A 12,909-nucleotide genomic window follows, 5' to 3' on the forward strand; every position below is an offset into this window, starting at 1 on the left:
TTATGTAGAGGAATAACTATGTTACACGGTAACTGGAATTACCCCACTTCAATATCTGTTGGTGTTGGCTGTGTTAATGAAATCCCCCAAGTATGCCAAGAGTTAGGTATTCAATCACCGTTATTGGTAACCGATCAAGGATTAGCCCATTTACCTGTTGTTCAAGCTATCTTAAAAGATTGTCATAACGCTGGGTTAACCATTCATTTGTTCAGCAAAGTACAAAGCAACCCAACAGGTGAAAATGTAGACGATGGTGTTAAAGCATTTAATGCTGGGCGACATGATGCTGTTATTGCTTTTGGGGGCGGTTCTAGTATCGATACCGCTAAAGCCATTGCCTTGATCGCCAAACAAATTCATTCTTTGTGGGATTTTGAAGATGTCGGTGATAACTGGAAGCGTGCCATTACAGAATTAATTGCCCCAATAATAGCGATACCAACCACTGCTGGTACAGGTTCTGAAGTGGGTCGAGCCTCTGTTATAACCGATCAAGAAGAACAGGTTAAAAAGATAATATTTCACCCAAAGATGTTGCCATTAAAAGTGCTTTTAGACCCAAATGTCACTCTCACACTTCCCGCTGAAATTACCGCCGCAACAGGAATGGATGCGCTGTCTCATAACCTTGAAGCACTGTGCTCACCGTCGTATCACCCTATGGCAGAAGGTATTGCGCTGGAAGGTATACGTCTAATTAAAGAGTACCTACCTATTGCTTATCATAATGGCCTCGATATTGATGCTCGAACTCAGATGCTAGTCGCATCCAGTATGGGAGCAACATCATTCCAAAAAGGCCTAGGAGGAATGCACGCCATCGCTCATACACTCGGGGCACTTTATAACAAACATCACGGGTTATTAAACGCCATATTAATGCCTTATGTCATGGTCGCAAACCGCCGAGAAATCGAGCTAAAGATGACACGTGTAGGTAGCTATATCGCACTCCGACAAGCTAACTTTGATGGTGTTTTAGAATGGATTTTACAGCTACGTAAAGACCTTGGTATTCCGCATACATTAAGTGCAATTGGCATAGATACATTACAACGCGAATTGGTTGGTAAAATGTCAGCATCAGATGCCTCAGCAAGCAGTAACCCTATTAAATTCAACGCAGAGCAATACTCAATTATTTTTGCAAATGCAGTAAAAGGGACACTTTAAGTAATGTTCGTATACACTTTTATTAACGAGATATTTATTCAGCCAACCGTATGGATATGATTAGATGAAACTGGGTATTTTATTGTGTGACGACGTAAGATCTGAACTTCAAATCAGGCATAATAATTATCCTGAAATGTTCTCCGATATATTACTCAATGCAGACCCAACGCTTGAGTTAGTGTTTTATCGTGTTATGGATAATCAATTTCCAACATCACTCAGTGAATGCGATGCGTATATTGGTTCAGGTAGCAAATACAGTGTTTACGATGATATTCCGTGGATCCACCATTTAGCACAATTTGTTCGCGATCTTTATCAACGCCAAATCCCTTTTGTTGGTGTCTGTTTTGGGCATCAAATGATTGCACATGCTTTAGGTGGCACTGTCGTACAATCTGAAAATGGCTGGGGTGTTGGTTTAAAAACATGGTCTTTAGTCGCAACCAAGCAATGGATGCAATCCGATCGTAAAGTGGAAGAAAAAAGCACATTTTCACTTGCCGTAAGTCATCAAGATCAAGTAGTAGGTTTACCTGACGATACAGAGATATTAGCAAGCAGTAACTTTTGCCCACATGCAATGATCCAACTCGGACAACATTTTCTTGGCATACAAGGACACCCTGAATTCACCAGCAGTTACTCGCGAGATTTAATGATAGCCCGCCGTGGCGATATGCCAGCTTACGTTATTGAAGCCGCTAAAGCCTCACTCGATCAATACATTGATCAAGCAGAAGTTACGCAATGGATGCTGGAATTCATCAAATTAAGCATCAGTAGAGTGCCTAATTAAACATTCTACTTATAAGTTTACGCATAGGTTGGTGACACTGACTCAACAGAGCTTAATGCGTTCAGCAATTCGGGAGTGAACTATACTTAAAGCCACAATTTTACTATGGCTAAATAGTACCGAGGATAGCGTCATGAAAATTGTCGTTTATGTCTTTAGCGTGATATTGCTTTTTGCTGGCTATATCTCAACATCTGTCGCAAATGAAAAGTCTCAGGCAATGTTAGAAGATGCATTGAGTGCTGCGCCATCGTCACTAAAAGACAAAGTAACAGTGATGGACTGGGAGCAAAATGTTCTGCAAAAAGGTGATAGTAACTACATCTGCTTTCCTACTCCAGCTCAGTTGCAAGGTAAAGCCCCTATGTGTATGGATAAATCATGGATGGAATGGGCAGATGCGTGGATGAATAAGAAGCCTTTTACTGCAAAAACCATTGGTATCTCGTACATGTTAGCAGGCGATGACGGAGCAAGTAATACCGACCCATACGCCGAAGGAGCAACAGCAGATAATGATTGGGTTAAAGAAGGTCCACATTTAATGATCATTACACCTGATAAGGCGCTTTTAGATTCCTTATCAACAGACCCACACAATGGCGGTCCCTATGTTATGTGGAAAGACACACCTTATGTTCACATCATGATTCCTGTTGGTATTCGTAAGTAATTATCTTTTAATGTATCAAATAAAACTTAAACGGCTGAATAATCAGCCGCGTTTTTGTACAAAAAATAGCATTAAGCCATAACAAAACGAACGTTAGTATTTCATAACGTAAAAAACAAAAACTTAATGATATACTCACTCTTTAGCAGCATTCTTTTCATAATCAAGTACACTATAGGCATGTAAGAATAGTTCGTGAATCTACATTCTAATAGGCGCAGTTGAGACTCCTATTGAATCAATGATTATTAGAAAAGAAAATACTAAGTACCATGACGAATAATAAAATAACCAAAGTCACACTAGGCAAAGGTTTTACCTTTGATTGCTCAACAAAAGAACTAAAAGAAAATGAACGCTTTATTCGGCTAAACCGTGCTGAAAGGGAAATACTCTGCTATTTAATCCAGCATGCTAATAGTGTTGTCAAAAAAAAACAGCTTCTTTCAGTAGGATGGACACGGAAAGAAATCACAACAACGTCTTTATTTCAGACTATTCGCAATTTAAGAATTAAGCTTAAAGAGGATGAAATAGGTCAAATCATTGAAATGATCCCCCGCCTTGGCTACCAAATTAAGGTCGATCCTTTTTCAACCTCCTCTGTGCAAAATACAATTGAAAGCTCAAAAAAAACACACAAAAATAAACGTTATATAATTGTATCGCTATGTCTTCTATTCATCGTCTGTTTTTTTTCATTGTTTTTTTTCTCTCAGCATTCAAAAAAATATCTACATGAAATAGCTTACGATGATGATATGAACACATTCATTTATTTAGCGAAAGAAATGGACGACCTTGAATTCTTACGTGACTATACAAAGACATTTGTGACACCTATCGATATTGAAAATAAACTCTTTTTTATCGCTAAAGCGGGTAAATACTATTCGGTCGCATTTTGTGATAAAACTGAACAAAACACCTGCAAACTTACTACTACAAAAGCCGTTACTTTTGATCATTTTGATCTCAATGAATTTTGGCCAATGTTGTCATTAACCGGTAAAAACACTCAAGCAATTACCCTCTTCGATCAAGATAATAAAACCCCAGCAGCAGCAAAATCATTCAACCTTTATCTAGAAAATGGCGTTGTATCAAACAGTATTGTTCAATACTTTCTGCAGCAAAAGGATCACCTTAATTGGTCTTTTAGCGGTTTAAGCTACCGAATGAATACCGATACAAATGAATTTGTACCCGTTGCATTTAAAGGCGGAAATTTTTCATTATCTAGAACATCCGTTTCTCCTTTCGTGGCAGAGATAACGGTGAGACCTGAGTTTTTATATTGGATTCAGACGGAGGCAGAACTTGCCAAGTTAGGTGTCAATAAACCAGGAAGAATTGAAGAATATTTTGATAATGTTTATTTAAGTAATCAAACACATAAAAGTTATATTGTCTTTCGTCAAAAAGACATGATTCTATGGTTTTCAGAAGAGCTTGGCTTTTACTGGCTCAGTAAGAAAAATATGCAAGATTCAAATTTTTCTGAGTTGGGCTCATTTAAACAGTGTACTGATAACCTTGGTCTAATTCCCAATAGTGCATGTAACCCACTATAAGCGCTCTCAGCAGCGCTTGCTTACAGATTCTCTCTAGTAGTTATACGTCTGCTATTAATCTATCACACACTTTTATTATCATTTGATCTCATTCAGCTATAATCGATTTAGACATTTTTTACGGCATTTAGGCGTGTTATGAACAGTTTTCAGCTTATAGTTACCGTGTCTTTTTTGATTATTCCCACTTTGGCATCAGCTACATCGGATACAGAGCAGGCAGCAAAAGATGTCTGTAAATGCCTTGAAGAACCCTACTCAGAAGCGAATAAAGCACTTGAACTAATCAATAATGCGAATGCATCGGGTGAATTGAGCAAAATTTTATCCTCACAAGAGGAACTCATGAAAGTAATCAATACATCTCAAAAATGTTTGGAAGATTTATACATTAAATACCCTGAAATTGACAAGGATAGTGCTTTACAAGCTGAAGTCATTACTCTTGCTGACAGCAACTGCCCTAACCCATTAAATAATATGACATTCCCCAGTAAAGAACCCACTCAATAGAATGATTCACATAAACAACCATAATATTTAGCTTCCATCACACAGTGTTATATTGCAGTTTTCAAACCGCACTTGTTACACTATTGTTAAATAACAACGGTATAAAGGGGAAGTATCATGCGTATTTTCAAACAAGGGTTGTTATCTTTATTTATAAGCCTTAAATTGTTTTTTTACTTAAGCTATCCATTACTTCAAGCTTTATGTCTTTTAGGGTTTAGTGTCGGCCTTTTAATGACTATATCACCGTCACTTGCCCAAGGTTACAGTGAAGAGGTAATGGTCCTATTTAGTCTTACCTCTTTGTACCTTTTCTTGCTTAAACAGTATTACACGCATGTTATTGCATGGGCAGATCAACGCAGCAGTAACGTCATTACTGTGAACTTTAAATAATATTACAGCATTGTGCTGAGTTTATTTCTTAACCATTTATTTGCAGGGTTATGATCATTACGCTTATGCCATACCATAAAATGCTTCAACGGTTTTGAGGTAAAAGGTAAAGGTATAACCTGTAAATTAAAATGTTTTGCATATTTATTAGCAAGTAAACCACTCATAATACCTACAGAGTCACTATCTGACACCAACGCCATCATTGATACCATCGAGGCACATTCACAGCTTAGCTCTCTCGGAATAAGGCTTTCTTCCGTAAAATAATTCACTTCAAGCAAATCTGTACGCCGCCTTTGAATCAACACTTGTTTCTCTGCATAAAACTGCTCTCTAGTAGCCGTATTTTGTATATTGGGATGCTCCTTACGGCATACCATTACTGCAATATCGTCATAAAACGCATTATATGAATACGATGGGTTTGATAAATGACCAAAATCAATGGCTAACTCAGCTTTGTGCAAACTAAGCTGATGAAATAATTCATCTTCATTATTTGGCGTAAGGTGTAATTGAATAGAACAATTACCCATACTTTCATCCGCTTCAATTTTCGGCCTGACTATGTGCATCATGGCTTCATTTACATACACCGTAAAAACACGATGAGCTTGAATATCAAAACCAGAGACATTGCCTAATGCGCTTTCTACCTTCGTAAAAGCAGGTTCAATCTCGCTTGCCAATTGAATTGCTGCATATGTGGGAGATATTCCTCGCCCTTCTCGTACAAACAGTGCCGTGCCAAGCTGAGCTTGCAACCTTTTAAGTACGCCGCTTACCCCTGGCTGGGTTAAACCTAATGATTCTGACGCTAAAGTGATTGAACGAAGTCGGTACACTTCTAAAAATACAATCAATAAGTTCAAATCTAATTTCGACTTCATTCGCCACCCAATACATAAGTAATCGTGATGTGTTAAGTAAAGAATACTTTATATATTACGAAGTGTCACTGGCATAAAATACACCCATCAACATTAACAAGCCTTAAACATTCTTAATCTGTTTTCGATATTGTTAATAAACTTCAACAGGATGGATTATCTCACGTTGAAGACTCTTGCAAGGAAGTGCCTTTAGCAACGCGATGACTGAGAACAACTCGTCAATCGCAGGACAAACAAGTCCACGCATAAAATTGAGGTAACTACATTATGAAAAATTCAGTCAAAACAACTCTTACTGCTTTTGTTTTAGCAACATCTTACAACGTTGCTGCTGCGGATGGCGACTTCACGGGGAATGTGTCGTTTGAACAACCACAAGCCCATGCCACTCAAGCTAAACATTTTATTAATGACGGCACCCCTGAAAACTATAATTCAGGCATTGTTATTACCGAGAAAACATCACAGCCAACATTCGCAGAAAAGTTAGACTCTGCCCGTGATAAATAGCCTTAACGAAAGCGCTATAAATAAGCTCTAGCGCAATTATTCCAGATATAAAAAAAGAGCCCCAAGGGCTCTTTTTTATTAAGTGCGGTAAAGCACTTTTACTATATGCCAGCCAAATTTAGTTTTTACCAAATGTGGGGTTAACAATTCACCGGTAAAGCACACTTTATCGAACTGAGGAACCATCTGACCTTTACGGAATTCACCCAAGTCACCACCGCTTTTACCTGATGGACAGTTTGAATACTTCTTGGCAAGCGTCTGGAACTTCGCGCCTTTCTTCAATTGCTCGATGATATCTTCTGCTTTTTCTTGGTGCTTCACTAAAATATGAAGTGCTGCTGCTGTTGAAGCCATGATTGATAACCTAATGTTACGAGTAAATAAGGGGATTACTATGGTATGAAGTGTGCGATAAATCACATTAAGTATCAAGTAATAGTACACCTCCTCCCCCCTTTCTAGTGGCAAGAAAAAACCGCTTAATTGTGAGATTAAACGGTTTTCGTATCAAACAGTGCCATTTTTTCAAAAATTAATTTGTCTTACAGCACATCAATACTGATGTCTTCAAAGCTATATAGCTTGCCTCCGAACTCATCAATAAAGACTTCCGCATCGGCTTTTTTGGCAAAGCTGCCCAATGTTTTCCCCATCGCGCCTTTTTTCTCAGAACCGATAACATACCAGGCCTCTCGAGCATTGATGAAATACTCGTCTTCCGGACGCTGCCAAGGCGTTTTACTCATATCATGAACATAGATTTCTTTAACCTGACGTTTGTTTTCCGGTTGCAGGATAAAGCTGAACAAATCGCGGGTTGAGCAGAACTTACTGACCGTGTCGGATGATTTATTATAAGACTCACCTTTTGGTCCAGGGAAATTACTGATGATCATACCGCACAGGTGGCATTCATCAGCCTGTTCTATGGCGATGGCCTGACGCACCATGGCTTGTTCTGCTGATTCCTGATCGGTGCAGGCAACACCCAATATAAGCAACAGGGCAATACTGATAGTCCTTAGTGGATGTAAACGACGCATTATGGTTTCCTTACTTATTCGAATTATTAAATGCTTTATTAAATTGAGCTATTTGCTCTTAAAGCTGCTTGTTTATTGATTTTTATTCTTAAAGCTTTTTCTTACTAAATACCAAGGAGGCGATCGCCAAAGGTGCCACCACCCAGCCACTCATCATCAGAAGCAAGGTTCCTTGTGAGCGGCTTTGGTCGATGGCAACAGCCAGCACGCCATTAACATCACCAGTATTCAATGCTGAAAGGTTTATTAATCGGAACAAATCTGCTGGATTGAACATCATCAGCTGTACTAGCTGTTGCTGTGATAATCCATCTTCAACGCCGACTAGAATAGCCAGCAATGCCAAATCAAAGACCAGCACAAAGAAGAACCAGGTCATCAGTGCAATACCTGCCGCTTTAGATTTTTCCGATACAGACAGGCTGATCACATAGGCAATTGCGATAAAGCAGAGCCCCAATAGGGTGGCAGTGAGAATAAACAAGCTGAATGCAGGTACTACACCAACAAAATCGGACTGTATAGCCAGCAAGAAAGCAGCACTGCCAAAACCGAGGCTGGTGGCTAGAGTAATAATGGACCCCTGTCCTAAAAACTTGCCTAATAACAGCTGACTATGGCTAAGAGGATAAGTTAACAACAGCAGTAAAGTGCCGGATTCCTGTTCACCGACAAAACTATCATAGCTTAATAGCAGCGCAATCAACGGAATCAGAAATACCGCGAGGCTAGACAAGCTGGCAATCGTCGATGACAAAGAGGCCACACCTAGCTGCCCAGATGCGACCGAGCCGTAATAGCTCAAGCCCAAAGACAGCACGGCAAAAATAAGCGTGATGGAAATCAACCAGCGATTTCTGATCCCGTCTTGAAACTCTTTTATCGCGACAGCAAAAACTGGATTCATGAACTTACGGCCTCCGACCTATCAAGTGCTTCAGATTGGTTTGATACATTTGGTATATTTGACGCTTTGTCTTTAAGGGCACAATCATCATTCAGATAATACTGGTAGAGCTGATCCAAATTGACCGGCTCAATGTGGAGATCACTGATATGGTCATAGCTGAGCAGCTTACGGATTACAGCCAGTTTATCGTTTTCCGGAACCAATAACTGATTGTCATTAACCCGCAATTCATTGAGAGCTGGATCATCCCGAAGTATACCGTTGAGTCCCTTAGTATGAATAGTTACAGGTAAGCAAGCCTGCTCGCGTAACTGTATCAAAGTCCCCATTGCTCGCGACTCGCCACCCGACAAAATCATAGCTCTGTCGATATGCTGTTCCACGCCTGGCAAGATATGGGAGCAGAGGATAATACTGGCACCGTTACTCTTAAGGTTGTCTACAGTTTGATAGAACTCTTTCGTCGCAATAGGATCAAGACCCACTGTGGGTTCATCAAGCAATAGTAATTTAGGCTCACCCAAAAAAGCCTGGGCCAAACCCAGTCGTTGCCGCATGCCCTTAGAATAGGTTTTAACCTTGCGGTTCATGGCTACGGTTAAGCCGACTTGCTCCAGTAAGGCAATGACCTGTTTTTTATTCACCGATTTTAGTCGAGAGAAATAAGTCAGTACTTCCAGCCCGGTAAGGTGATCGTAAAAACTGACATTTTCAGGTAAATAGCCGATATTCCGACGGCTGTGCCAGGCTTGCCTTGACAATGGATCCACGCCAAAGATCTTTACATCCCCGTGGCTAGCTTTGATAACGCCGAGGATCAGCTTCATCATCGTCGTTTTTCCTGCCCCATTGTGACCAAACAGGCCAAGTACTTCACCGGCAGCCAGTTGCAAGTTGATATTTTTTAACGCCTCAACCTGCTGATAGTGTTTGCTCGTATTGTGTAATGAAACAATTGGAGAGGTCGCTTTTATTAAAGAGGTCATGGTAATGCTGTTACCCCGCAGCTTGGTTGTTTTTAGACATGATTTTATCAAGAGCATGATGTCCCGGTGCAGACGGTACTGTCATTAGTGGAAAGCTATCTTTTACCCCTGCGGGTTTAAGTACCGGAAATTGTTTTTGTATCCAGCGCAGCATTAGGATTGCCGGGCTATCAAGTAATACCTTCGCTTCCGGATATAGCCACACTAATTTATCGATCCCATCATTGGGTTCAAATGGGGTATCTCCTCTACCATCGTTATTCAGATCCCAGCCAAGGTAGTTACTCCAGAAATTCCCGATGCCGTCATGACTCCACTCCTGCTCTCGGTTAGAAACATATTTCACCTGCACAGGGTTATTAATAAAACTATTGCCAAAGATTTTGACATTTTCCGATCCCGCCGTGAGGTGAATACCAATTTCAGCGGTGTCGATACTGTTGTAGCTGATGGTGTTGTAGCCCGAGTTATAGATAAACAGCCCCTTTCCATCACGCCCCATGACCTTATTTTCAGGCTTAGTCCATACATTCTTGATTCGATTGTGGCTGATATTGGAATAGGTAATAAAATTCATCAAAAAACCGTAATCTTCACTATCACGGCTTTCATTACCAGATACTATTAACTTGCGAGAACTCATTAATGCATAGCCCGCCCGCGTGTTATAGGTCAGGTTGTCTAGCACTTGGTTGCTATGAGAGTACATATAATGGATCCCATAGCGGAGGTCATGCATGGTATTGTTTTTCAATATATTGTTTTGGCTAGCGATGATATAAAGGCCATCACGGGTCTTGCTTACCGTATTGCCAATGACCTCAACATATTCAACTTTTGATAGCTGAATACCATTTCCCCTGTCGGCTGAACGTAGCTTGGGGTTACCCTCAATTTCGTTACCTTCAACCTTGATATGTTTACCGTCCTGTAACCAAATACCGAAACCGTCACCCTGCAGTTTGTTATTGCGAATGATCAGGTTGTTGGCTTGCTTGTCAGAATAGATACCGGCGTTTTGCTCTGTTAAATCACTGCCCCAATTAATGATGGTTAGATTCTCAATCAGGATATCGGAGTTTTTGATCTGCAAAGCGTGCCCCTGTCCGCCTGCATTGATAGTAGCCGTGTTATTTCCTATCAGAGTAATGGCATGACGAAGGACAAAGTTACCCAAATATTCACCAGAAGCCAACGACACCACATCGCCATCCGATACCGAATCCAGCACCACTTGCAAGTTATCGTCAGCCGTTACCTGATAGGTTTTGGCAAACGCTACGGGCAGGAGACAAAACAGAACTATTAGTGTAATTATTGGTTTAATCATCGACTGTTTTTAACTTCCCTACTACGACTCAAAAGATGAAAGCACAAAGGTGATGATGCAAAAGACCAGTACATAATAAATAAACCACATACTGACTAAGCTATATAAAGAAAGGTAACAAAGTGCCAAGTTGACAGGCACTTTGTCGGTCAGGTTAGCTGTTCAAGCTAACCGACTCAGCGTATCAGGCCTCAACCAGCATACGGCCTCGCATCTCCATGTGGAGTGCGTGACAGAACCAGTTACAGTAATACCACTGAACCCCTGGTTTATTGGCAATAAAGGTAACAGATGACGTTGCCTGTGGAGCAACTTCCATCTGAACGCCATGGTTAGTCATACAGAAGCCGTGAGTAACATCTTCCACCATGTCCAGGTTAGTGACGATCATGGTGACTTCATCGCCCAGTTTTACCTTGAATTCAGTGAGCCCGAAGTTCGGCGCAATCGAGGTCATATAAACACGCACCTTGTTGCCATCACGGATCACTTTACTTTGAGTCATCACATCGACACCGTCTTTCTCGGCCATTGCCAGTGTTTCTGCAAAGATTGGATCATCACGGGTCCAGAGTTTCTGTGGCTTCACCTTGCTACGGTGAACAATTATACAGTCATGGGGTTCTGCAAACGTCGGGCCGTCATGCACCAACTTCATCTCATCGCCTGAGATATCAATTAGCTGATCATTCTCAGGACGTAGTGGACCAACAGGCAAGAATCGGTCTTTAGAGAACTTACAGAGAGAAACAAGCCATTTACCATCAGCATCACGAGTTTCCCCCTGAGAGGTATGGTTGTGTCCAGGTTGATAATGCACATCTAGCTTTTGACGGATATAGTTTACTTTCTCTCCATTGTAAGCTTTGATTGCATCTTCTACATTCCATTTTGCAATCTGACTATCAAGGAACAACGTCGTGTAGGCGTTACCACGGTTATCAAAAGCGGTATGAAGAGGACCAAGGCCCACTTCAGGCTCTGCGACGATAGTGTCACGAGGCTTAATTTTGTCGCTGAACAGATCATCAAGCTTGTTGATTGCAATAATCGAAACTGTTGGCGATAGCTTGCCGTTAGCCACAAAATACTTACCGTCTGACGATGTATTCAGTCCGTGCGGAGATTTTGGTACAGGAATGTAACGAGTGAGTTCAGAACCTTTACGGCCATCAAGAACAGGAACATTATTGTCATTGTAAGTTTTGAATTGACCTGCTTTTAACGCCGCTTCACAACGCGCTAGATTGAAAACAACAACGTGGTCTCGCTCTGGGGTGATCATTTCGCTCAGCGTCATACCCATTTCAGAGTTGTAGCTGGTCGACGCGAAGTATTTACCGTCGTAGTCGGCATCAGTGTTATCAAGGTTGCCATCAACCATTACCTGAAATGCCACTTCCATTTTCTCGGCGTCAATCACGTTAAACAGAGAACGGTAGGTGCTGACATCTTCCAGTGTCGCCTTGCCGTCATTATTCATCGGGATTTCAAATTCCCCATTACAGATCACGTATTTAGTCTCAGGTACTTTTTGTACCCGTAATCCGTGAATAGCCTGAACATTCGGAATGGTGATCATTTTATCGGTTTTCATGACATTACAACGAATACGAGCAACCCGACTGTTGGCTTTGTCGTTGATAAATACATATTTACCATTGTATCGACCGTCCGTCATACTCATATGAGGGTGATGGGAATCACCCGCTAAAATATCAGCACTGTCGCCTTTAATACGCTTACTTTCGTTGGTTAAGCCCCACCCGGTTGCACTATCAATGTTAAATACTGGTATGCGCATTAACTCGCGCATTGATGGCAAACCCATAATACGTACTTCACCGGAATGACCACCACTCCAGAAACCATAGTATTCATCTAAATCGCCAGGATGAACAAACGGACTGTTAGCCGCTTCTGCCGCCTTGGCTTGTGCCATTGAAGCAAACATCGCAGCTGACATCGGGGCGACTGCCGCGCCAATACCGATAGCGGCAGTTTTACCAAAAAACTTACGTCGTTCTTTGTTTGGCAATGTATCTTGGTTAGGTTGCTCTATCAGATCATTGTTCTTATTATCACTCATGGTTGGCT

At 41.0% G+C, this 12,909-nt stretch carries 14 protein-coding genes; 7 read left to right on the forward strand and 7 right to left on the reverse strand.

What is annotated here, in order from left to right; translation table 11 throughout:
• Positions 1 to 18 precede the first annotated feature (18 nt).
• From C9J12_RS12915 to C9J12_RS12940, 6 genes are all read left to right on the forward strand, one after another.
• A complete protein-coding gene (locus C9J12_RS12915) occupies positions 19 to 1,176 on the forward strand; it encodes an iron-containing alcohol dehydrogenase (protein ID WP_107243091.1) in 1,158 nt (385 codons plus the stop codon).
• Positions 1,177 to 1,240: 64 nt separating this feature from the next.
• On the forward strand, positions 1,241 to 1,978 hold the full coding sequence (locus C9J12_RS12920) for a glutamine amidotransferase-related protein (protein WP_107243092.1): 738 nt from the start codon (positions 1,241 to 1,243) through the stop codon (positions 1,976 to 1,978).
• A gap of 133 nt (positions 1,979 to 2,111) precedes the next feature.
• Positions 2,112 to 2,651 (forward strand): hypothetical protein, encoded by a 540-nt coding sequence (locus tag C9J12_RS12925; RefSeq protein WP_011220936.1) that lies wholly within the window; start codon positions 2,112 to 2,114, stop codon positions 2,649 to 2,651.
• Between the two features lie 272 nt (positions 2,652 to 2,923).
• A complete protein-coding gene (locus C9J12_RS12930; RefSeq protein WP_107243093.1) occupies positions 2,924 to 4,225 on the forward strand; it encodes a winged helix-turn-helix domain-containing protein in 1,302 nt (433 codons plus the stop codon).
• A gap of 138 nt (positions 4,226 to 4,363) precedes the next feature.
• Complete coding sequence (locus C9J12_RS12935) at positions 4,364 to 4,738, forward strand: hypothetical protein (protein WP_107243094.1); 375 nt, start codon at positions 4,364 to 4,366, stop codon at positions 4,736 to 4,738.
• A gap of 117 nt (positions 4,739 to 4,855) precedes the next feature.
• Positions 4,856 to 5,134 (forward strand): hypothetical protein, encoded by a 279-nt coding sequence (locus tag C9J12_RS12940; protein ID WP_107243095.1) that lies wholly within the window; start codon positions 4,856 to 4,858, stop codon positions 5,132 to 5,134.
• Positions 5,135 to 5,136: 2 nt separating this feature from the next.
• Here the strand turns inward: C9J12_RS12940 and C9J12_RS12945 are convergent, their stop codons facing one another.
• Positions 5,137 to 6,027 (reverse strand): LysR family transcriptional regulator, encoded by an 891-nt coding sequence (locus C9J12_RS12945; RefSeq protein ID WP_107243096.1) that lies wholly within the window; start codon positions 6,025 to 6,027, stop codon positions 5,137 to 5,139.
• Between the two features lie 270 nt (positions 6,028 to 6,297).
• Between C9J12_RS12945 and C9J12_RS12950 the strand changes: the two genes are divergently transcribed.
• Positions 6,298 to 6,540: a hypothetical protein gene (locus C9J12_RS12950; protein ID WP_107243097.1), complete on the forward strand. Its 243-nt coding sequence runs from the start codon at positions 6,298 to 6,300 to the stop codon at positions 6,538 to 6,540.
• Between the two features lie 78 nt (positions 6,541 to 6,618).
• Here the strand turns inward: C9J12_RS12950 and ppiC are convergent, their stop codons facing one another.
• The 6 genes from ppiC to nosZ form a co-directional block, all read right to left on the reverse strand.
• Positions 6,619 to 6,897, reverse strand: coding sequence for a peptidylprolyl isomerase PpiC (gene ppiC / locus C9J12_RS12955; protein ID WP_006230017.1), 279 nt, complete (start codon positions 6,895 to 6,897; stop codon positions 6,619 to 6,621).
• Positions 6,898 to 7,085: 188 nt separating this feature from the next.
• A complete protein-coding gene (locus C9J12_RS12960; protein WP_107243098.1) occupies positions 7,086 to 7,586 on the reverse strand; it encodes a nitrous oxide reductase accessory protein NosL in 501 nt (166 codons plus the stop codon).
• A gap of 88 nt (positions 7,587 to 7,674) precedes the next feature.
• Positions 7,675 to 8,493, reverse strand: a complete 819-nt coding sequence (locus C9J12_RS12965; protein WP_107243099.1) for an ABC transporter permease — start codon at positions 8,491 to 8,493, stop codon at positions 7,675 to 7,677.
• On the reverse strand, positions 8,490 to 9,482 hold the full coding sequence (locus C9J12_RS12970; RefSeq protein ID WP_107243100.1) for an ABC transporter ATP-binding protein: 993 nt from the start codon (positions 9,480 to 9,482) through the stop codon (positions 8,490 to 8,492). The genes C9J12_RS12965 and C9J12_RS12970 overlap by 4 nt, the downstream gene beginning before the upstream one ends.
• 10 nt (positions 9,483 to 9,492) lie before the next feature.
• Positions 9,493 to 10,812, reverse strand: a complete 1,320-nt coding sequence (locus C9J12_RS12975; protein WP_107243101.1) for a nitrous oxide reductase family maturation protein NosD — start codon at positions 10,810 to 10,812, stop codon at positions 9,493 to 9,495.
• Between the two features lie 184 nt (positions 10,813 to 10,996).
• Positions 10,997 to 12,901 carry a TAT-dependent nitrous-oxide reductase gene (nosZ, locus tag C9J12_RS12980; protein WP_107243102.1) on the reverse strand — a complete coding sequence of 635 codons (1,905 nt, stop codon included), beginning with the start codon at positions 12,899 to 12,901 and terminating at the stop codon, positions 10,997 to 10,999.
• Positions 12,902 to 12,909 lie beyond the last annotated feature (8 nt).

This window comes from Photobacterium frigidiphilum, from assembly GCF_003025615.1.
GTDB lineage: Bacteria > Pseudomonadota > Gammaproteobacteria > Enterobacterales > Vibrionaceae > Photobacterium > Photobacterium frigidiphilum.